A 19,881-nucleotide genomic window follows, 5' to 3' on the forward strand; every position below is an offset into this window, starting at 1 on the left:
GTGGCCGCCGGAAGGATGGAGCCGATGTGATTATGTATATAAACTTTCTTTGCGTCACCTTTGCCAAGATGTCTGAAATCGGATCGCGCCGGGCCCGTTCGCGTCAGCGGGGGCGCGTGGCAGATCAGACGGCGGTCCCGGTGCTCGCCGCGCTCGCCATGAGTGTCTGCACCGCCGGCCCCCAGGGGCGCGTCGGCGGTCCCGACAGCAGCAGTCGGCGGTGCACCGTCGGCCGCAGCGGCACCAGGACGGTGCCGGCCGGCAGCATGCACCGGGCCAGCCCGGGCACCACGGCGACGCCGACCCCGGCGCGCACCATGTCCAGGAGCGTGGCGAATCCACGGATGCGCGGGGGCGGCACGTAAACGCTGCCGTCGAGGCGGTGCAGTTCCCGGAGATAGCGTTCGCAGCCGCCGTCGGAGAGCAGCATGGGGTCGTCATCGAGGTCGCGCAGCGTCACCGAGCGCTCGTGCGCGAGCGGGTGGTCGCCGGCCAGCGCCGCTCGGAAGTCGTCGTGGAGCAGCAGCAGAGCGCCGTCGGGCACCGGGTCGGGGTCGACCAGGACGGCCAGGTCGGCGGTCCCGTTCGCGAGCCAGCGGGCGACCTCGGTGTCCTCCCCCTCGAAGACGCGCACCTTCAGGTGCGGGTGTGCCTGCGCCCACGTGGTGAGCAGATCCGGGAGCAGGCCGCGGCAGACGGTGGGTGGCGCGGCCACGCGTACGACTCCGCCGGGGACCGCGCGGTGCGCCGCGCCCAGGGAGAGCACGGCGTCCACGGCGCTGACGGCCTGGCGTGCGTGCGGGAGCAGCTGTGCGCCGAGCGGGGTGGGGCGGATCGGCGCAGCGCCCCGGTGGACCACGGGCGCGCCCAGGGTGCGCTCGAGTGAGGCCAGGGCGTGGGAGACGGCGGACTGGCTGACCTCCAGGACGGATGCCGCGGCGTTGAAGGCGCCGGCGTCCACGACCGCGACCAGGGCCCGCAGTTGCGCCAGGTTGACCGCCATGAGCCCGCCTCACCCCCCGGTGAACGCCGTGTGTTGGACCTGATCGTCGCCGCTGGCCAGACTACTGTTCGCACGCCGTGATACGGCAGCCGGTGTCCTCGTCGGGAGCGCGGCGCCGGCTTCTCGCGGCGCAGATCCCGTGGTGTCCGTCGAAGGGGGCAGGCCGTGGAAGCCGACGAGTTCGAGAGCCGCTATGCGGCGGCGGGCGATCGGGCCCGCTCCGGTGACCTGGCCGGGGCCGCGCGCCGGTACGACAGCCTTGCGTCCGACAGCGCAAGGGAGTTGGGCGCGCGGGACCTGAACACGCTCAGGGCCCGCCATCAGCACGCCCACGCCGTCGGGGAGTCGGGCCGGTACGCCGAGGCGGCCTGCCTGTACGAGCGGCTGGCAGCGGATGTCGTCGAGGCGTTCGGCGCGGCGCATCCGCTGGCGCTCGCCGTCGGCCACAACCGCGCGGGCTACGTCGGCCGCGCGGGCGACGCCGCGCAGGCGGCCCGTCTGCTCGCGGCCCTGCTCGCGGTCTACGCGCGGGCGGGCCTGGACGGCACGGATGTCCTGGTCATCCGCCATCAGCAGGCCCACTGGGTCGGGGAGTCCGGTGACGCCCTGCGGGCGGCGGAGCTGGAGCGCGCGGTGGTCGAGGGCTTCGCGAATCAGGTGGGCCCCTACCACCAGCAGACCTACCTGGCCCGCCATCAGCACGCCCACTGGATCGGCCGCTCCGGCGCCGCCGCCGACGCCGCGAGCCGCTACCGGGTCCTGGCGGAGGAGTTCGCGCGGGCCTACGGGCCCGATGAGCAGATCGTGCTGGACGCGCGGCACAACCAGGCCCACTGGAGCGGGGCGGCCGGCGACTTCGCCGAGGCGGCCCGCCTGTACGCGGTGCTGGCGGACGACTGCGCCCGCGTGCTCGGTGCCGGCCACCCGATGACCGGGCTCTCCCTGGAACGCCGGGCCCGCTGGGCCACCGGTGTGTCGGGGGAGCCTCCCCGCTGGCTCGGCTGGCGGTCGGTCTGAGGCTCCGGGCGGTCGCCGCCTCCGCATCCGTCCGGTGGCGGCGACCGGTCGGGCGGTGACGGGTTCCGCCGACCCGACCGCCCGGGTGGCAGGCGGCAGGCGGCAGGCGGCAGGCGGATCGGTCGTCGTCCCGCGCACGTGCGGGACGCTGCGCCTCAGCCTTCGTCCGCCCTGGACAGGGCGTCGGTGATCAGGCGGGTGGCGAAGTCGTGGTCGTCGCCGGACATCCGGTTGACGTGCTCCGCGAGCAGGGTGGCCGTGGCTTCCAGGGGGTTCATCTCGGCATCGGTCCAGGGGCCGTACTGCGCGCGCCACAGGTTGGGGCTCAGGCCGCTGCCCGCGGCGATGAGCAGGCCGGCCATGGTGGGGATGACTTCGGGACGGAAGGTCCTGGGCATCATGCGCATCGTGGCCACGAGGGCGGGCACCGTGTACTCGATGACGTCCTTGTCGTGGTCCTCGCAGGCCGTCCGCAGCCAGTTCATGAACATGTAGATGAGCGTGCAGGTGCCGTCCAACAGCGCGTTGAACTCCGTGGGGCCCAGGGATGCGGCGAACTGGTCGAGCATCTGCTGCTGCTTGGGGTCCTTCCCGGTCCTGCCGTCGTAGACGGCTTTGAGCCGGGAGTCGATCACCATGAGCGCTGTGCTCACATCGCCGACGGAAGCGTACCGGGGGTCACAGGGTGATGACACGGGACTCCTTCGCGAACGGCCGTAGCGGGCGCGCGGCCTGTCCGTTCGTAGGGTAGGCCGCCGACCGGACCGGGTCCGGCGAATCCTGCTGTTGCCCGTGGGGCGGGCTGGTCCGCCGTACCCGACGCGGGGTGTTTCAGTACGTGTGAGTGATTCCTTCAGGGATGGGTTCGATTATTCAGGACCGCACCGGTCCGGCCTCGCCGGCCGGGGCGCCCCGGTTGAGGCGCCCCGGCGGCGGGTGGTCAGCGCAGTCCGGCGAACAGGTCCCGCTCGGGCAGCGCGGCGCCGGTGGTGTCACGGACCCGGACGAAGGTCTCCACGCCCATCAGCTCGGTGAACCGCTCCTTGCCCATCCGCAGGAAGAAGATGTTCTCGCTCTGGCTGGAGTGCGCGAGCAGCGCGTCGTACTTCCGGCCGCCGAAGACGGTGGTGTCCACCCAGGTGGTGATCTCCTCGTCGGGCAGCCCGAACGGGGGCAGCTCGGGGTCCTGCCCGTCCGGCTCCGGGGCCTCCCAATCCGCGCCGAACTCGCGCATGACCTCGCCGAACCGCCGCATCATCGAACGCGGCGCGGTGGTCCAGTACACCTTGGGCGCCAGGTCGGGGGTCAGCGCCAGGGCGGCCGCGGTGATCCGGTTGGCCTGGATGTGGTCGGGGTGGCCGTAGAAGCCGTTCTCGTCGTAGGTGACGACGACGTCGGGGCGGTAGCGGAGCATCAGGTCGGCCAGGCGGGCGGCGCCGTCGGCGACGGGCGTGCTCCAGAACGAGCCGGGCGCGTGGTTGGCCGGCCAGCCCATCATCCCGGAGTCGGCGTAGCCGAGCAGTTCGAGGTGGTCGACCCCCAGGATGCGGCAGCTGACCTCCAGCTCCTTGCGGCGCAGGGCGGCGACGGCGGCCGGGTCGTGCCCGTCCTCACCCGGCTTGACGCCGCCGGGGCCGTCGCCGCAGGCGCCGTCGGTACAGGTGACGAGGACGGTGCGCACGCCCTCGGCGGCGTAGCGGGCGAGGACGCCGCCGGTGCTGGTGGCCTCGTCGTCGGGGTGGGCGTGCACTGCCATCAGGGTCAGGGGCCGGTCGGCCATGGGTTCCGTCCTCCGGTCGGTCGGGGTGAGCCGCCACCAGTCTGCGCCAGTGCTTCGCCGCCGTGACATCCGCCCCCGTCCCTCGACTTGGCGAAGCGTCCGCCTCCTGTGGCGGCTGCGCGCCGATCACCGGGCTGCGCCGCCGGCGGGCGGCGGGCGGTGCCCCGTCAGCCGGTGGTGCCGGTCGCGTCGCGCTCGACCGGGAGGTGGCGGGGGCCGCGCAGGATGGGGCTGCGCCGGTAGGGCGGCGGGTCCTCGGCCAGGCGGGCGTCGTCCAGCCGGCGCAGGAGCGCGTTGAGCGCGATCTGGGCCTCGATCCGGGCGAGCGGGGCGCCGTAGCAGATGTGGATGCCGCTGCCGAAGCCGAGGTGCTGGTTGTCCTTGCGCAACGGGTCGAAGCGGTCCGGGTCCTCGAAGCGCCGGGGGTCCCGGTTGCCGGCGGCGAGCACCAGGATCAGCGGGGCGCCCCGGGGGACGGTGACCCCCGCGACCTCGATGTCGGTGAGCGGTGAACGCTGCGGCAGGTACTGGACGGGCGGCTCGAAGCGCAGCAGTTCCTCCACCGCCCCCGGCATGAGCCCGGGATCGGCCCGCAGCCGCTCCAGGGCCTCGGGGTGGCGCAGGAGGGTGAGCATGCCGTTGGTGATCAGGTTGACGGTGGTCTCGTGTCCGGCGATCAGCAGCAGGACCGCCGTGGACATCAACTCCTCCGGGGTGAGGCGGCCTTCGGGGCCGTCGTCGTTGGCCAGGGCGGAGAGCAGGTCGGCGGTGGGGTGGCTACGGCGTTCCTCGGCCAGGCCCCCCAGGTACCGGCCCATCGCGATGCGGGCCTGCCGGGCCTCCTGCCGGCGCCGCTCCGGGTCCTGACCGGGCGTCGGGTCGAAGCCGGCGATGACGGCGTTGGTCCAGGCGCGGACGCGGGGCACGTCCTCGTGGGGCACGCCCATGAGCCGGCTGATCACGGTGATGGGGAGCGGGTAGGCGAAGTCGTCGACGAGGTCGATCCGGCCCTTGTCCGGGAAGGCGTCGATCAGTTCCTCGGCGATGCGGGTGATGTCGCCGTGGAGGGCGTCGATCCGCCCCGGGGAGTGCGGCGGGCCGAAGGGGCGCATCGCGAGGCGGCGCAGCCGGTCGTGCTCGGGGTCGTCGAGTCTGATGAAGGCGGGCGTCAGGCCGTCCTGGGTGAAGGCGGGGTCCGGGTCCTTCCGGCTGCGCTGGTCCGAGCTGACCCGGGGGTCGTGGAGCAGGGCGGCGATCTCGTAGTAGGTGCCCACGAGGTAGGCGCCGTCGTCCTGGCGCACCACGCCGTTCTCGCGCAGTTCGGCGTAGAGCGGGTAGGGGTCGGCACGGTTCGTGTAGTCGTTGATGCGGCGCAGGAGGGTGTCGGGGGTCATCCGGGGGTTTCCTCGTCGGCGGGGGGCGGCGGTCCGGGGCGTCCATGCCGGACCAGGGTCAGGTGCCGGTCCGGCAGGTGCCCGGTGAGGGCCACGGTCGGTCCGTGCGACAGCAGGTGCGGGTCGGGCACGTCGGAGGGGACGGTCACCGGAACGGCGGGCCGGTCGGCGGCGCCGGGCGCGGGGGGAAACGGTGCGGACGTCTCGATGAGGTACTGGTAGTGCTCCAGCCACTTGGCGCGGTTGACGGTGACGGCCGCGGTGATGCGCCCCCGGTAGCCGTAGACGGCGACGAAGCGGCCCTCCTGCAACGAGCCCTGGGCGAGGACCACCTGGTCGGAGAAGGTCGGTACGCCCACGGACTTGATGTTGAGGCCGAACTGGCTCGACCAGAAGGCGGGGACGGTCAGGTGCGGCCGCCGGCGCGGTGCCGGGCTGACCATGTTGTGGGCGGCGACCTCGGCCTGGGCGACCGCGTTGCCCCAGTGTTCGAGGGAGAGCATCTGGTACTCGAAGAGCGGGTGCGGGAAGCGGGCGACGTCCCCGGCGACGAAGACGTCGTCGGTGACGATCCCGTACATGGTGAAGGCGCGGCACCCCGCGTCGCAGGCGACGCCCCTGGGGCCGGCGGCCAGGCCCGATCCTTCGAGCCATTCGGTGTTGCGCACGGCGCCCAGGGCGACGACCGCGACATCGGCGTCGATCCGGCCGCCGTCGGAGAAGTCGGCGCCGGTGAACCGGCCGTTCTCGCTCCTGAGCGCGGTGACCGTCACGCCGCAGCGCAGATCGACACCGTGGGCGCGCTGCGCCGCCGCGGCGAAGGCGCCGAGCGCCCCGCCCAGCGCGCCGACGAGCGGGACGGGGCCGCGTTCGGCGACCGTCACCTCCAGGCCGCGCTCGCGGCAGGCGGAGGCGATCTCGGAGCCGGTGAACCCGGCACCGATCACCAGCACCCGGCGGGGCCCGGCGTCGAGGCGTTCGGTGAGGCGGGCCGCGTCGTCGGCCGTGCGCAGGGTGAGGACGCCGTCCAGCGCGGCCTGGGCGGGTTTCGGCCAGGGGCGGGCGCGGGTTCCGGTGGCGATCAGCAGCCGGTCGTAGGGGAGGTGTTCGCCGTCGGCGAGGACCACCTGCCGCTCCTCCGGGTCGACCCGGTCGGCGCGCACCCCGAGCTTCCAGCGCGCTTCGACGGCCCGGCGGCGCGGCAGCCCGACGTCCCGGGCGTGGACCCGTCCGAGCAGCACCTGCTTGGACAGCGGCGGTCTGTCGTACGGGGGGTGGGGCTCCTCCCCCACCACGGTCAGCGAGCCGGCGTAGCCCTGCGCGCGCAGCGTCTCGGCGGCCCGCAGGCCGGCCAGCGAGGCGCCGACGACGACGATCCGCTCGACGCCGTTCATCGGGCCGCGGGACCGGCCGGCTCGCCGACGAGGATGGCCTGCACCGGGCAGGCCGCCGCCGCCCGGAGGACGCGCTCCTGCTGCCCGTCGGGGACGGCCGGTGTGAACATCAGGGACTCCTCGCCGTGCAGTTCGAACACGTCAGGGGCGAGGAACACGCACTGGGCGTACGCCTGGCAGCGATTGAGGTCGACAACGATCTGCATCCCGGTACGCTCCTCCGCGCGGCCCGCCCGCCGTGTCCGTCCTACGGCCTGGCGACGGGCCGCGCGAGCGGTGGTACTCCGGAGGGATGGACGGCCGGGCGGCACACCGGTGCACGGGAGCCGGTCCGGCAGGGGCGGGGATCCGGCGCGGCGGACGGCGCGTCCACCGGCGGGCGCGGCGCGGCGTCACCCGGCCGGGTTCCTGAACGTGCGCCGGACGTGGGCGCCGGGCCGGGCATGGGCCGGGTGGGCGGCGCCGTCAGCCGAACCGTTCGACGTCGGCGCCGCTCCGGTACGGCGCCCAGTCGCCGCCCGGGGCGCCGGTGGCCGTGAACGCGGCGAGCGCGCCGGCGAAGTCGGCGGCCAGGGCGCGGTCCGAGGCGCTGACGGCGCCCAGCATCGGGGCGTCCGGGTAGGCGTCGAAGGTCCCGAAGAGGAAGGGCAGTTCGGCGCAGTGGGTGGCGCCGAGGCCGAGGTCGTCGGTGGGCGGCCGGCGGGCGAAGCGGTAGACGTACGCCGGGGTGCCCTGGGCGGCGCGGTACTCGGCCAGCTCCGTACCGCCGACGCCGAAGAACCGGTCCGCGGCGGCCTCGCCCTCGGGTCCGCGGTGGCCGAAGGCCGTCATCTCGTCCGTGACCGTGCCGAGCAGCAGCTCCTTGCCGCCCAGGCCGCCGGCGCCGGCCGCCGCGAGCAGGGGCTGCGGGAGTCCCGCACCGCCGAGGACGGGGTACATGAGCGGGGTCGGGTCGCCGGGCGTGCCACGGTCGGCCGCCAGCTGGCGGTAGGCCTCCAGCAGGCGCTGGACGGGCAGGGCGCGCAGCTCCTCGTAGCCGCTCCGGTCCCCGGCCAGGCCGAGCAGGCGCAGGTAGGCGGTGGCGGTGGCGGCGGCGTCCGCCGGGTCCTGCGGGCGCAGGCCCCACGGGCCGCTCTGGGCGATCACCCGGCGGATGGAGCCGCCGGTGGCGGGGTCGAGCGCCAGCGCGAGGGCCGAATAGGCGCCGGCCGACTGGCCGCCGACCGTGATCGACTCGGGGTCGCCGCCGAACGCGGCGATGTTCTCCCGGACCCAGCGCAGCGCGGCGCCCTGGTCGCGGCAGCCGGGGTTGTCCGCGCCGAACTCCGGCAGGTACAGGTAACCCAGCGGCCCCAGGCGGTAGTTGGCGGTGACCACGACGATGCCGCCGAGTTCGGCGAGGCGGGCGCCGTGGTACCGGTCCCAGCCGCCGCAGCCGCTGCTGAAGCCGCCGCCGTGGAACCAGAGCAGCACCGGGCGCAGCGCGGGGGTGTCGGTCGCGGGGGCACCGGCGGGGGCGGGCAGGGCCTGGCGGGGCGTCCAGACGTTGAGGGTGAGGCAACCGTCCTCGTCCCAGTCCGGCTCGCGCTCCCCCATCACGGCCTCCAGCCGGGACGGATCCTGCGGCACCGCCGGGCCCGGGCGCAGCGCGTCCCGGACCCCGCTCCAGGCGGGCTGCGGGTGCGGTGCGGCGAAGCGCAGCGCGCCCACCGGGGAGGCCGCGTACGGGATGCCCTGGAAGGCCGCCACCGCGCCCTCCAGCGTGCCGCGCAGCCGGCCCTGCCCGGCGGTGAGCACCGGGCCCGTTCCGCGGCCGTCCCTCCCGTTCGTCCCGCCCGTCCCGTTCGATCCGTTCGATCCGTTCGTCATCGCCGTCCCGTCCCCTCTCGTCGTGCCGTGCTGGACAGTTCAGGTGTACGGCCTGCCGAAGGGATCGGCCAGTATTGGCTCGTTCGGTGATGAAAAGCGGACGCGGCAGTGCCCTAGAGTGCCGAAGGTGCGCCATTCACTCGACGGGACCGACCGCAGGATCGCCGCCGCGCTGCTGATCGCGCCCCGTGCTTCCTGGCGTACGCTCGCGCACTGCCTGGACCTGTCCGAGCGCACGGTCGTCCGCCGGGCCGGCCCGCTGTACGCCGACGGCACGCTGCGGGCCACCGCGGTACGCAACCCCGTCCGGTTCCCCGCCCTGATCCCGCTGGCGCTGCGGGTGCGCTGCCGTCCGAACCGGGTCCGGGTGGTGGCCGCCACCTTGGCCCGCCGGCCCGACACGGTCTGGGTGGACGTGCTGGGCGGCGGCGACGAGATCAGTACGATCCTCTTCCTGGACGGCCCCGAGGCCCGCGACACCCTGCTGCTGCGCGACCTGCCCGCGACCGCCGCCGTCGCCTCCTGGACCTCGCACACGCTGCTGCGGGTCTTCCCGACCTCGTTCTCCTGGAGCGCCGGCCTGCTCTCCGAGCGGGAGACCTCGCTGCTCCACGCGGCCGACCCGCTCTCGGCCGACCCGCCGTCGGCCGACCCGCCGTCGAGCGGCGCACCCGAGCCGGCGGAACCGCTGCTCGACGCCCCCTTGATCGAGGCGCTGAGCGCGAACGGCCGGGCCGGCTACACCGAACTCGCCGCCCGGACCGGCCTCAGCCCGCTCACCGCCCGGCGCCGGGTGGACGCGCTGATCCGCGGCCGGGTGGTCCGGCTGGCCACCGAGCTGGACCTGGCGCTGCTCGGCTGCCACGCCGAGGCGCTGCTCTGGCTGACCGTCAGCCCCGGCGCGCTGGACGCCACCGGCGAAGCGCTCGGCCGCCACCCCCGGGTCCGCTTCGCCGCCGCCACCACGGGCCCCGCCAATCTCCTGCTGGCGGTGGCCGTGGCCGATCTCAGCGCCCTGTACGCCTTCCTGACCGAGACCGTCGGCGCCCTGGAGCGGATCTCCACCGTCGAGACCACCCCGATCCTGGTCACCGCCAAGCGCACCGGCCTGCCCCGCCCGACCCGGTGAGCCTGCGGGCCGCGCGGGGCCGCGGTGGTGTGGTCTCGCGGGGCCCGCACGGACCCGCCGATCCTGGCATCCGAGGAACCGCCGGGGCCACCGTCCGTCGCGGCTAGCCGAGGCCGCCCGCAGGGGCGTGCAGGTCCGTCAGGTGTGCGAGGGCGTCCTGCCAGGTGCCGGTGTGGACGGGCAGGGGCCGCAGGGCTGCCGCCAGCGCGTGGACGGCGTCGGCGGTGGCGGGGCGAGCGATCCAGTTGACGATGGACGCCAGCAGCCAGGCCCGGGTCGGCGGGGCGCCGGCCTGGGGTGCCTGGGTCAGGACCGCGGTGACCGCCGGGCCGGGCCGGCCGGACCGGTCCGGGTCGGCCAGGTGGAGGGCGCCGGTGCCGGGGGCGGGGCGCAGCACGGTGTAGGGCTCGGGCCGCAGCCGCCAGCCGGCCCGTTCCAGCTGCCGGGCGCGTTTGACGAGGTCGGACATCCAGGCGCGGGGGAAGAGCACCGCCTGCTCCCCGTCGTGCCGATCCCCGTCCCGCACGGCGGCTCCGCACAGCAGCGGGATCGCCCCCGCCTCCGCGGACGCGTGGGCCGCGTAGCCGGCGAGGACCGCTGAGCAGCACGAGCGGGAGCAGCCACCACGCCATGACCACGAAGGCCCCTCCCACGGCCACCACGGTCAGGGCCGCCTGGAAGGCCGTGACGAGGAGGACGACGGCCATGGCGGGCTGGCGGCGCGAGGCGAAGACCGCCCGCTGCAGCCCGTCGTGGAAGTCGGGCTCCTCGAAGCGCGGCAGTTCGGCCGCCACCGCGGCCTCCAGCACCATCCCCGCCACCAGGCGGTCCACCTTGGCCGTCAGCACCGCCATCCGCGCCGCCCCGGACAGCCGCAGGGCGCCGGCCGCGGCGCCCGTCACCAGCAGCACGATCACGGCCGGCACCAGCACGGGCGAGCGCCCGGCCGCCGCCGGCCCCTGTGCCAGCACCGAGCCGAACACGCGCTGCGCCACGACCAGTCCCCCGGCCACCCCGGCCGCCAGGAGGACCTGCACCAGGACCACGTGGATCAGCGCCCGCCGGTCGGCCAGCCAGGCGAGACGGACGGCGAAAGCCGCCGAGGACAACAGGACACCCACACGCCGTTCAGCCATCGCCGGCCCCTTCCCCTGGCCCCGTCACCACCGCCCGGAAATCCCGGGCGCCGACGGGCGCACATCACCATCACTGCCCCTCGGGAGCCCGGGGCAGTCGGCGGTCGGGGGCTTCGTCGAAGGTGCTGGTGTTCGTTGACGATCGTTTTTCTGGACGTGGGGATTCGGCGAACAGTCGGTCGGTCAAGGAGATGCTTCGGGTCATTCGGCTGATTCGGCCGGCCGGCCGAGGAAGCCCCCGGGCACGGCGGCGCCGCGGTCTGCGGGCAGGCCGTGCGTGGTGCCGCCCCGGGCCCGTACCTGGGTCGGGAGTGCGCCCCAGTGCCGCCGGAACGCGGTGCTGAAGTGCCGGGTGTCCGCGTAGCCGCAGGAGCGGGCGACGGCCGCGACGGACAGCGCGCGCAGCGCGGGATCGGCCAGGCGCTGCGCGGCGATGCCCAGCCGGTGGCGGGTCAGGTAGGCGATGATCGTGCACCCCGTCTCCTGCTGGAAGAGCCGTGCCGCGTGGCGTTCGCTCAGGTGGACCTGGGTGGCGACGTCCCGTACCCGGACCGGGCGGTCGAAGTTGTCGTCGAGGTAACGGGTCATCCGGGCGACGGTCGCCGCCGCGCGTCCGCCCGGCGCGGGCGTCGGGCGCGGGGCGGCGGGCCGGCCGGCGACGGCGCGGGCGCAGCTGAGTACCAGTGCGGGGGCGAGGGCGGCCAGCAGGTCGGGGCTGGCGGGGCCCGGGGCCGCGGCCTCTTCGGCGAGTGTCACCAGCAGCCGGGGCAGCGGGGTCTCGGCGGCCGGGACGACGTGGCGCGGGCCGGCCGCGAGGGTGTCGAGGAGGGCGGCGGTATCCGGGGAGCCGGGTGCGGCGCCGCGTGGAGCGCGTTCGGGGACCATCGTCCAGGACCAGAAGACGATGCCGAGCGGGTCCCGGGGGTCGGTGGTGATCTCGTGGACGTCGCCGGGGCGGGCCAGGAACAGCCGGCCGGCCTCGACCGGGTGTTCCCGCCCGCCGATCCGGAACGTCCCGCGTCCGGCGTAGGCGTAGCAGAGCTCGAAGTAGGAGTGGCTGTGCCAGTAGTTGCGCCATGGCTCGGGCGGGTAGAACCCCCAGTCGACGAACTCGACCCGTCGGCCGGCGAGGGTGGTGCCCAGCCGTACGGAGTTGAGCAGGGGCAGGGCGGCGCCCGTCCGGGCCAGTTCGGTCACCTCGGTTCGCCTGCCCCGTCCGTCCGGCGCGCGGTGGGGTCGATCCCGCGCAGCATCATGCCCTGGCCGAGGGACCAGGTGTGCTCGTCCGTGGTGGGCCGGTCCTCGGGGTCGCGGAACTGTACCAGCCAGGTGGTGCGGGCCTGGTCGGAGGTGTTCAGCCCCGAGCCGTGCACGGTGAGGTAGTTGAAGAACAGGACGTCGCCGGCCCGGGCCGGGCACGGCCGGGCGTCCTGGAGGCGCCAGGTGTCGGGCGGCAGGTGCCAGCTGCCGTCCTCGACGTGGGGCAGCGGGCCCTTGCGGTGGCTGCCGGGGACGGCCCGGATGCAGCCCTTCTCCTGCGGGGCGTCGTCGAAGTGGAAGACCGCGGCGGCGACGGTGTGCCGGGCGTGCGGGAAGAACGGGTGGTCCTGGTGCAGGGGGAAGGGCGAGCCGGTCTCCGGCGGCTTGATGAACATCTTCGTGTGGTGCAGCTGGACGTTGGGCCCGCCGAGGAGCGCGGCCGCGACGTCGGTGAACCTGGGGTCGACCAGCAGCCGGGCGAATGCCGCCGAGTGGAACTGGGTGTCGTGGGCGTGCTTGAGGGTGGTGCGTGCGGCGGACGCTCCCGTGACGGTGCGCGCGCTGGCCCAGGTCGGGTCGGCGTCGGAGGCGAGGCGGGCGGCGAGGGCGTGGCACTCCTCCCGCAGCGTCGCCGCCTCCTGTCCGCTGATCAGGTTCCGGACGAGGAGGAAGCCGTTCTCGTGGTAGGCGGCGAGGTCGTCGGGGCCGAGGGGCTCGTTCATGGCCTCGACCGTAGACGCGGGGACCGGGCCGGTCCGAGGGGCGATACGGACGGCCCGGTGGGTTTTCCGGACATCGGCCCGGCCGCGACTGCGGACAGCCTGCGGCAGGAGGGGTGAATTCTCGGTGGTGGGTGGGGCGTTGATGCCTCGGCGTGCTGGAGGGGGTGTTGTTCTGTTCGAGCCCCGAACAATAATGAGGACGGTTGGACCCGCCTGACCGCGGGGGCGCGCGGGTGCGCGGCGGCGGGCGGTTTCGGGGCTGCCGCCCGGCCGTGTGGCGGGCGGTGGCGATCGCATCGGCGCAACGCGCTCTGGTCGTGGTGGAAGGGAGAGGGTGTGTCGTTCTCCAGGAGTGGGCACGCGCGGGGGGTCAGTCGGCGGGGGTTCATCGGGGCGGCGGCACTCGCGGGTGCCGGTGCCGCGCTCGGTCCCTTCCCGGCGGGCGCGGGCGCCGAGGGGGCGGGCGCCGCGGCCGGGCGCCGGTCGAGGACGGTGGCGTTCACGGAGGGCACCAACGCCGCCGTCGCCCTCTCTCCCGACGGCGGGCGGCTGGTCATCGAGGTCCAGGGCGTCCTGTGGGCGCTGGCGCGGGGCGGCGGCGCGGCGACCGCGCTGACCGTCCCCGGGCTGGAGCCGACGCGCCCGGCGTGGTCGCCGGACGGTTCGGCCCTCGCCTTCTGCGCGTACCAGGACGGGGGCTTCCACCTGTGGACGATGTCCCCGGACGGGACGAACCTGCGGCAGCTGACCTCGGGGCCGTGGGACGACCGGGGCGCGGCCTGGTCCCCGGACGGATCGCACCTCGCCTTCGCCTCCGAGCGCGCGGGTGACGCGGTGTCCGGCGGCTCGTACGACGTGTGGACCGTGGAGGTCGCCACCGGCAGGCTGGCGCGTCTGACCGACCGGGCCGGGGTCGAGGACTACGACCCCTCCTGGCACCCGGACGGCGACCGGATCCTCTTCGTCCGCGCGGACGACGCCGGCGCTCGGACCATCGCCTCCGTGCCGGCCTCGGGCGGGCCGGTGAGCGTCCAGCGCACGGTGGACAGCGGCAGCGTGGTCTGCCCCGTGGTGTCCCGGGACGGCCGGCTGGCGTACGTGTGGGTCGGCGACGCCTCCGCCGCCACCTCCTACACCGCGGCGAGCGCCTCGCTGGCCGTCGACGGCGAGGTGGTCTCCGGCGGCGAGGACGTCTCCCCGCTGCCGCCCTGCTGGACTCCCGACGGCGGGCTCGTCTACTTCGCCGACGGCCGGATCACCGACCGCTCCCCCGCGCTGGACACGGCCGGGCGGATCCCGTTCACCGCCCGGACGGACGTGCCGAGCCGCCCCGAGTACCGGCGCAAGGTGCGCGACTTCGACTCCACCGACGACCGGGCCGTGCTCGGCGTCCACCTGCCCGCGCTCTCCCCCGACGGGCGCTCCGTCGTCTTCTGCGCGCTCAACGCCCTGTGGCTGCTGCCGATCGGCGGTCAGCCCCGCAAGCTCCTCCAGGCGGACCCCTCCCACTACGTGCAGATGCCCTCGTGGAGCAGGGACGGCCGCAGCGTCCTGTACGTGTACGACGGCGGTGGCAGCGGCGGCGACGGCCTGGCCGCGGTCCACCGGCTGACGCTGGAGGGCGGCGCCGACACGGTGCTCGCCACGGGAGGCCGCTTCAACCCGGCGCTCTCCCCCGACGGCACCCGGCTGGCCTGCCAGGACGTCACCGGCAACCTCCTCCTCGTCGACCTCGCCACCGGGACGGAGACCCTGCTCGCCGCGCCACTGGGCGGCAACGGCCTTCCGGGACGGCCCAGTTGGTCCCCCGACGGCCGCTACCTCGCGCTGTGCGACCGCAACCGCCTCAACCAGCGCTTCCGCGAGGGCTACAACGTCATCCGCGTGATCGACACCCGCGACAAGGGCTCCACGGCCTTCCTGCCGCTGCCGCACACCTCGGTCTCCGACCGCTGCGACAGCGGACCGGTCTGGTCGCCCGACGGCGCGTGGCTGGCGCTCGTCGTGGAATCCGCCCTCTGGGTCCTGCCGGTCGGGCCGGACGGCTCGCCCACGGGCCGGCCGCGCCGGCTCACCGACGAGGCGGCCGACCACCCCTCCTGGTCGGGCGACTCCACCCGGCTGCTCTACCTCTCCAACGGACGGCTGCGGCTGATCGGCCCGGACGGCACCGGCCTGCGCACCGTCGCCCTCCCCCTGCGCACGTCCCGCAGCCTGCCGCCCCGCTCCGACGTCACCCGCATCCACGCCGCCCGGCTCTGGGACGGCACCGGCGACGACGTCCGCGAGGACGTCGACATCGTCGTCTCCGGCAACCGCATCACCGCCGTCGAGCCGCACCGCCCGGGCGCGCGCCGCGCGGGAGAGCGGCTGATCGACGCCACCGGCTGCACCGTCCTGCCGGGCCTGTGGGACGCCCACACGCACCCGTACCAGAACACCTACGGCGGGCGCCAGACCCGCCTGAACCTGGCCTACGGGATCACCGGCACCGCGTCGCTGGGAGGCTTCGCCTACGAGCAGGCGCGCATCCGCGAGTCCGTCGACGCCGGGGTGATGGACGGGCCCCGGTTCCTCACCACCGGCGAACTGCTCGACGGCGCCCGCGTCGCGTACAGCATGGGCCGCGCCCACCGCACCCCCGAGGGCGTGCGGCGCAGCCTGGAGCGTGCCGTGGCGCTCGACTACGACTTCGTCAAGACATACGTGCGCGCGCCCGGCTGGATCATGGCACAGGCGGCCCGGACGGCGCACGAGCGCCTCGGCGTCCCGGCCGGCAGCCACCTGCTGACGCCCGGGGTCCAGCTGGGGCAGGACCTGACGACCCACCTGTCGGCCACCCAGCGGCAGGAGTACGGCCGGGTGCTCTCCCCCACCGGACACACCTACCAGGACGTCCACGAGATCTACCGCGGCGGCGACTTCGCCGTCGTCATCACCCCCTTCTCCGCGTTCTACCTGCTCGGTGACGACCCGTCACTGGCCGAGGACGCCCGGGTCACCGCGCTGATGCCCCCGTGGGACGCCGTCGGCGTGCAGCGCCAGGCCCGGACGGCGGCCACGGCGCAGCAGCGGCGCGCCGTGCAGCTGGAGATGGCGGTCTACCGCAGGATCCTGGACGACGGCGGGGCCCTGGCCATGGGCACGGACGCCCCGCTCACGCCGATCGGCCTCCAGGTGCACCTCGGGCTGCGCGCGCTGCACCGCTACGCCGGGCTGTCCACGGCCCAGGCGCTGCGCAGCGCGACGGTGGTGCCGGCCCGGCTGTTCGGGGTCGAGGACGACCTCGGCACGGTGGAGGCGGGCAAGCTGGCGGATCTGACGGTGGTCGAGGGCGATCCGTTCCGCGACTTCGCGGACCTGGCCCGCACGTCGTGGGTGATGCGCGACGGCTTCGTCCACCGCCGCCAGGACCTGGTGGGCGATCAGGCCCGGCCGCTGGAGGGGGCGGCGGCGCAGGGGGCGGCGGGCCGGGACGAGGACTGGTACGCGATCGGCCAGGCCCTGCGGCGGGACGGCTGCTGCGCGCCCTGAGCGCCCGTCGACGCGGGGAGGTACTGCCGGGCCGCCCCGGCTGGGCTCACTGCGCCCCGGGCGGCCACGGGCCGTGCGCGGCCAGCTGCGCGCGCAGGTCGCGCAGCGCCCGGGCGCAGGCGATGCCGACCGCTCCGCGGAGCAGCCCGTCGCGTGCGCAGGCGGCGGCGAAGCGCCGCTCGGTGAGGCTGCCGTCGACCACCTCGAACCGGTCGGCGTCGCCCGGGCTGCCGTAGGCCTGGACCCGCAGCCCGTACTGGTCGGTCCACAGGTACGGGACCGGGTCGTAGGGCTGGCGGGCGCTGTCCGGGCCGGCCAGGAGGTTGCGGGCGGCGTGCAGTGCCTGTTCGGTGGCGTTGGTGCGCTGTTCGAGGCGCCGGCGGCGGCCGGTGCGCGGGTCGGGCCAGGAGGCGGCGTCGCCGGCCGCCCAGACGCCGGGGCCGGCGGCGCAGTAGGCGTCGCAGGCCACGCCGTCGTCCAGCGGGACGCCGCTGTCGGCCAGCCACTCGGTGGCCGGTTCGGATCCGATGGCCATCAGGACGGCGTCGGCGGCGACGTGGGAGCCGTCGGCCAGCCGGACGCCGGTGGCGCGGCCGTGCCGTTCGGTGACCGCCCGGGCCACGCCCTGGCGGATCCGCACCCCGTGCTCGCGGTGCAGGCCGGCCAGCAGCGCGGCCGTCTCGGTGCCCAGCACGGCGGCCAGCGGTGCGGCGGTGGAGACCAGCCAGGTCACCTCGGCGCCGAGTCCGACGGCGGTGGCCGCGGCCTCGGCCCCGAGCAGCCCGCCGCCGACCACCAACAGCCTTACGCCCGGGCGCAGTTCATCGCGCAGGGCGAGGGCGTCCGCGAGGGTGCGCAGGACGTGGGCTCCGGCCAGCGGCGCCTCGGCGCCGGGCAGCCGGCGCGGGCGCACGCCGGTGGCCAGGATGACGGCCTCGCAGCGCACCCGGTGGCCGTCGGCCAGCCGCACGGCCCGGCCCTGGCGGTCCAGGCGCTCGGCCCGTACCCCCAGGCGCAGATCGAGGTCGAGCTCGCGCAGGGCCTGCGGGGCGCGCAGCGCCAGGCGGTCCGGCTGCCACTGCCCGCCGAGCAGGTGCTTGGACAGCGGCGGCCGGTCGTAGGGCGGCTCGGTCTCGGCACCGATCAGGGTGAGGCGGCCGTCGTAGCCGGCCCGGCGCAGCGCCTCGACGGCGTGCAGGCCCGCCGCGCCGGCCCCGACGACGGCCACCTCCCGCAGAGCGGTCACACCCGCTCCAGGCGGATCGCCGCGGCCGGGCAGACCGCGGCGGCGTCCTGGACGCCCTGGTGGAGTTCGGCGGGCGGCTCGGCATCGAGCAGGACGACGATGCCGTCCTCGTCCCGCTGGTCGAAGACCTCGGGGGCGGCGAGCACGCAGTGCCCGGCGCCGCAGCACTTCTCCTGGTCGATGTGGACGAGCATGGGTTTCCCTTCGGGACATGGCTGGTTCGGACTCCGCCGGGGGCGGCGGGTGGTGGGGTGGGGTGGGGTGGGGTGGGAAGCGCGGCGGGGCCGGCGGTGGAGGTGACGGCCGGTCAGCCGGGCCGGTTCCGGTGACGCCGCGTCACCAGGCGAGCGGCAGCTCGTGGACGCCGTAGATGAGCATCTCGCCGCGGAAGCGGACCTCCTCGAACGGTACGGCCAGGCGCAGTTCGGGCAGCCGCCGCAGGATGGTGTTCAGCGCGATCTGCAGTTCCAGCCGGGCCAGCGGCTGCCCCAGGCACTGGTGGACGCCGAAGCCGAACGCCAGGTGCCGGCGCGCGTCGCGGGAGAGGTCGAGCCCGTCTCCGCCCGGGAACTGCTGCTCGTCCCGGTTCGCGGCGCTGACCATGCAGATCACGCCCTCGCCCGCCCGGATCCGGACCCCGCCCACGGTGACGTCCTCGGCGGCGACCCGGGTCAGACCGGAGTGCACGATGGTCAGGTAGCGCAGCAGTTCCTCGACCGCGCCGGCGACCGACTCCGGGTGCGCGCGCAGGTGGGCGAGCTGGTCGGGGTTCTGCAGCAGGGCCAGGACGGAGAGCGCGGTCATGTTCGCCGTGGTCTCGTGCCCGGCGACCAGCAGCAGCCGGCCCATCGCACCGATCTCCTCGGTGCTCAGCTCGCCGCGGGCCACCAGGCGGCTGAGGATGCCGTCGTCGGGCTCGGTGCGCTTGGCGTCGGTGAGCTTGATCAGGTAGTCGACCAGGCGGTCCTGCGCGCCCCGCACCTCCTCGACCGTCGCCTCGCGGCTCAGCAGGACCCGGCCGCACTCCTGGAAGAAGTCGTGGTCCTGGTAGGGAACGCCGAGCAGCAGGCAGATGACCAGGGACGGCAGCGGGAGCGCGAACTCGCGGACCAGGTCGCCGGAGGAGCGGCCGTCGGTCATCGCGTCCAGCAGCTCGTCGGCGATGCGCTGGACTTCGGGGCGCAGCGCCTCGACCTTCTTGATCATGAATTCGCCGGTGAGCATCCGGCGCAGGCGGGCGTGCTCCGGGTCGTCCATCCGGAGGAAGGTGAGCTGACCGGTGCCCAGCTGCCGGGCGCCGGCGCTGACGAACGGGAAGCCGGAGCGGGTGGCGTCCGAGCTGAAGCGGGCGTCGCTGAGCACGGCCTTGATGTCCTCGTGGCGGGTGACCAGCCAGCTGGGGGCGCCGTCCCAGAGCGAGATGCGGCTGATCGGCTCCTCCTGCTGGGCCTGCTGGTAGGCCGGCGGCGGGGCGAACGGGCAGGCGCCGCGGGCGGCGGGGTGGGTGAACCGGGGGGTCTGAGCGGCAGTGGCCATCATGGGCTCCCTTCTCGGAGCGGGATATGCCGACGGCGCCGAGCGGATGGGCCCGCGGTGCCGTGGGGGTAGCACCCAGGACAGTTATGTGCCCTAAGCAACTAACTTACCGTCACGCTAACTCGCGGTCCGTGGTGACGAAAGGGCCCATCGGGCGACGGACGAATCTGTCCGAAAACCGGTCAGAGGTCGACACCAGGGCCACCACCCGGGCGGGATCGCTACAGTTCCCCCCATGCCAGACGCGACAGACAATCGGACCGCCACCTCGGAACTGGAGGCGGTGCTGGCCTCGCTGGCCTACCTGCTGACCCGTTCGCAGGAACACGAACGCCAGACGGCCCGGGCCGGCATCACGGCGGCCCGCTCGGACGTCTACCTCCTACGCGCGCTCGCCGAGGCCGAGGAGGCCAGCCGGGTGGGCGACCTGGCCGCCCGGCTGATGGTCAAGCCCTCCCACGTCACGCGGCAGATCGACCGGCTGCAGGGCCAGCAGCTGGTGGAGCGCACCCCGGACACGCTGGACCGCCGGGCCCGGCAGGTGGCGCTCACGGCCGAGGGCCGGGCGATGCTCAACCGTCTGAAACAGGCCAACATCACCGGCCTGACCAACGCGCTGGACGGCATCCCGGAGCCGGACGTCGCCGCCACCGTCAGCGTGCTGCGCCACCTGGTCGACCGGTACGTGCGCCAGGTCCGGATCACGATGCTGTCCGAGGACGCCGCTCCCTTGGGCCGGACGGCCGACGTCGCCGGGGGCGCGGAGGGCGCCGGGAGCACGGAGGGTGCCGGGAGCGCCGGGAGCGCCGGCTCGGGCCCGCGTCAGTGCGTCTGACGCGGCCGAGGACGGTCGCCGCCCGG

At 75.0% G+C, this 19,881-nt stretch carries 17 protein-coding genes; 4 read left to right on the top strand and 13 right to left on the bottom strand.

Going from position 1 to position 19,881, the window contains the following annotated elements:
- Nucleotides 1-124: 124 nt before the first annotated feature.
- Entirely contained in the window at nt 125-1,003 is an 879-nt protein-coding gene (locus P3T27_RS11980; RefSeq protein ID WP_280677340.1) for a LysR family transcriptional regulator, read from the bottom strand.
- A gap of 165 nt (nt 1,004-1,168) precedes the next feature.
- On the opposite strand from P3T27_RS11980, the gene P3T27_RS11985 reads away from it, so the two are divergent.
- Complete coding sequence (locus P3T27_RS11985; RefSeq protein WP_280677342.1) at nt 1,169-2,020, top strand: hypothetical protein; 852 nt, start codon at nt 1,169-1,171, stop codon at nt 2,018-2,020.
- Between the two features lie 155 nt (nt 2,021-2,175).
- Here P3T27_RS11985 and P3T27_RS11990 read toward each other — a convergent pair whose 3' ends face one another.
- From P3T27_RS11990 to P3T27_RS12015, 6 genes are all read right to left on the bottom strand, one after another.
- Nucleotides 2,176-2,715 carry a hypothetical protein gene (locus P3T27_RS11990; protein ID WP_280677344.1) on the bottom strand — a complete coding sequence of 180 codons (540 nt, stop codon included), beginning with the start codon at nt 2,713-2,715 and terminating at the stop codon, nt 2,176-2,178.
- A 245-nt stretch (nt 2,716-2,960) separates the two neighbouring features.
- A complete protein-coding gene (locus P3T27_RS11995) occupies nt 2,961-3,800 on the bottom strand; it encodes a PIG-L family deacetylase (RefSeq protein ID WP_280677346.1) in 840 nt (279 codons plus the stop codon).
- A gap of 167 nt (nt 3,801-3,967) precedes the next feature.
- Nucleotides 3,968-5,194: a cytochrome P450 gene (locus tag P3T27_RS12000; protein WP_280677348.1), complete on the bottom strand. Its 1,227-nt coding sequence runs from the start codon at nt 5,192-5,194 to the stop codon at nt 3,968-3,970.
- Nucleotides 5,191-6,588, bottom strand: coding sequence for an FAD-dependent oxidoreductase (locus P3T27_RS12005; RefSeq protein WP_280677350.1), 1,398 nt, complete (start codon nt 6,586-6,588; stop codon nt 5,191-5,193). The genes P3T27_RS12000 and P3T27_RS12005 overlap by 4 nt, the downstream gene beginning before the upstream one ends.
- Complete coding sequence (locus tag P3T27_RS12010; RefSeq protein ID WP_280677351.1) at nt 6,585-6,794, bottom strand: ferredoxin; 210 nt, start codon at nt 6,792-6,794, stop codon at nt 6,585-6,587. The genes P3T27_RS12005 and P3T27_RS12010 overlap by 4 nt, the downstream gene beginning before the upstream one ends.
- A gap of 259 nt (nt 6,795-7,053) precedes the next feature.
- Nucleotides 7,054-8,385 (bottom strand): carboxylesterase family protein, encoded by a 1,332-nt coding sequence (locus P3T27_RS12015; protein WP_280677353.1) that lies wholly within the window; start codon nt 8,383-8,385, stop codon nt 7,054-7,056.
- A 199-nt stretch (nt 8,386-8,584) separates the two neighbouring features.
- Between P3T27_RS12015 and P3T27_RS12020 the strand changes: the two genes are divergently transcribed.
- Entirely contained in the window at nt 8,585-9,586 is a 1,002-nt protein-coding gene (locus P3T27_RS12020) for an Lrp/AsnC family transcriptional regulator (protein WP_348534084.1), read from the top strand.
- Between the two features lie 103 nt (nt 9,587-9,689).
- Here P3T27_RS12020 and P3T27_RS12025 read toward each other — a convergent pair whose 3' ends face one another.
- From P3T27_RS12025 to P3T27_RS12035, 3 genes are all read right to left on the bottom strand, one after another.
- Complete coding sequence (locus P3T27_RS12025) at nt 9,690-10,112, bottom strand: hypothetical protein (protein WP_280677357.1); 423 nt, start codon at nt 10,110-10,112, stop codon at nt 9,690-9,692.
- A gap of 811 nt (nt 10,113-10,923) precedes the next feature.
- Entirely contained in the window at nt 10,924-11,919 is a 996-nt protein-coding gene (locus P3T27_RS12030; protein WP_280677359.1) for an AraC family transcriptional regulator, read from the bottom strand.
- Nucleotides 11,916-12,704: a phytanoyl-CoA dioxygenase family protein gene (locus P3T27_RS12035; RefSeq protein WP_280677361.1), complete on the bottom strand. Its 789-nt coding sequence runs from the start codon at nt 12,702-12,704 to the stop codon at nt 11,916-11,918. The genes P3T27_RS12030 and P3T27_RS12035 overlap by 4 nt, the downstream gene beginning before the upstream one ends.
- A gap of 492 nt (nt 12,705-13,196) precedes the next feature.
- Between P3T27_RS12035 and P3T27_RS12040 the strand changes: the two genes are divergently transcribed.
- Nucleotides 13,197-16,238, top strand: coding sequence for an amidohydrolase family protein (locus P3T27_RS12040; RefSeq protein ID WP_280677363.1), 3,042 nt, complete (start codon nt 13,197-13,199; stop codon nt 16,236-16,238).
- 46 nt (nt 16,239-16,284) lie between these two features.
- Here P3T27_RS12040 and P3T27_RS12045 read toward each other — a convergent pair whose 3' ends face one another.
- The 3 genes from P3T27_RS12045 to P3T27_RS12055 form a co-directional block, all read right to left on the bottom strand.
- Nucleotides 16,285-17,484 carry an FAD-dependent oxidoreductase gene (locus P3T27_RS12045; protein WP_280677365.1) on the bottom strand — a complete coding sequence of 400 codons (1,200 nt, stop codon included), beginning with the start codon at nt 17,482-17,484 and terminating at the stop codon, nt 16,285-16,287.
- Nucleotides 17,481-17,678, bottom strand: a complete 198-nt coding sequence (locus tag P3T27_RS12050; RefSeq protein ID WP_280677367.1) for a ferredoxin — start codon at nt 17,676-17,678, stop codon at nt 17,481-17,483. Before P3T27_RS12050 ends, P3T27_RS12045 begins: the two co-directional genes overlap by 4 nt.
- A gap of 142 nt (nt 17,679-17,820) precedes the next feature.
- Nucleotides 17,821-19,020, bottom strand: coding sequence for a cytochrome P450 (locus P3T27_RS12055; RefSeq protein ID WP_280677369.1), 1,200 nt, complete (start codon nt 19,018-19,020; stop codon nt 17,821-17,823).
- A gap of 235 nt (nt 19,021-19,255) precedes the next feature.
- Between P3T27_RS12055 and P3T27_RS12060 the strand changes: the two genes are divergently transcribed.
- Nucleotides 19,256-19,855 (top strand): MarR family transcriptional regulator, encoded by a 600-nt coding sequence (locus tag P3T27_RS12060; RefSeq protein WP_280677371.1) that lies wholly within the window; start codon nt 19,256-19,258, stop codon nt 19,853-19,855.
- Nucleotides 19,856-19,881 lie beyond the last annotated feature (26 nt).

It is taken from the genome of Kitasatospora sp. MAA19 (assembly GCF_029894125.1).
Classification (GTDB): domain Bacteria; phylum Actinomycetota; class Actinomycetes; order Streptomycetales; family Streptomycetaceae; genus Kitasatospora.

Excerpts from the sequence above, each read along its gene's own strand:
- P3T27_RS11980 (WP_280677340.1), bottom strand. The coding sequence starts at position 1,003 with ATGGCGGTCAACCTGGCGCAACTGCGGGCCCTGGTCGCGGTCGTGGAC.
- P3T27_RS11995 (WP_280677346.1), bottom strand. The coding sequence starts at position 3,800 with ATGGCCGACCGGCCCCTGACCCTGATGGCAGTGCACGCCCACCCCGAC.
- P3T27_RS12000 (WP_280677348.1), bottom strand. The coding sequence starts at position 5,194 with ATGACCCCCGACACCCTCCTGCGCCGCATCAACGACTACACGAACCGT.
- P3T27_RS12005 (WP_280677350.1), bottom strand. The coding sequence starts at position 6,588 with ATGAACGGCGTCGAGCGGATCGTCGTCGTCGGCGCCTCGCTGGCCGGC.
- P3T27_RS12010 (WP_280677351.1), bottom strand. The coding sequence starts at position 6,794 with ATGCAGATCGTTGTCGACCTCAATCGCTGCCAGGCGTACGCCCAGTGC.
- P3T27_RS12035 (WP_280677361.1), bottom strand. The coding sequence starts at position 12,704 with ATGAACGAGCCCCTCGGCCCCGACGACCTCGCCGCCTACCACGAGAAC.
- P3T27_RS12050 (WP_280677367.1), bottom strand. The coding sequence starts at position 17,678 with ATGCTCGTCCACATCGACCAGGAGAAGTGCTGCGGCGCCGGGCACTGC.
- P3T27_RS12055 (WP_280677369.1), bottom strand. The coding sequence starts at position 19,020 with ATGGCCACTGCCGCTCAGACCCCCCGGTTCACCCACCCCGCCGCCCGC.
- P3T27_RS12060 (WP_280677371.1), top strand. The coding sequence starts at position 19,256 with ATGCCAGACGCGACAGACAATCGGACCGCCACCTCGGAACTGGAGGCG.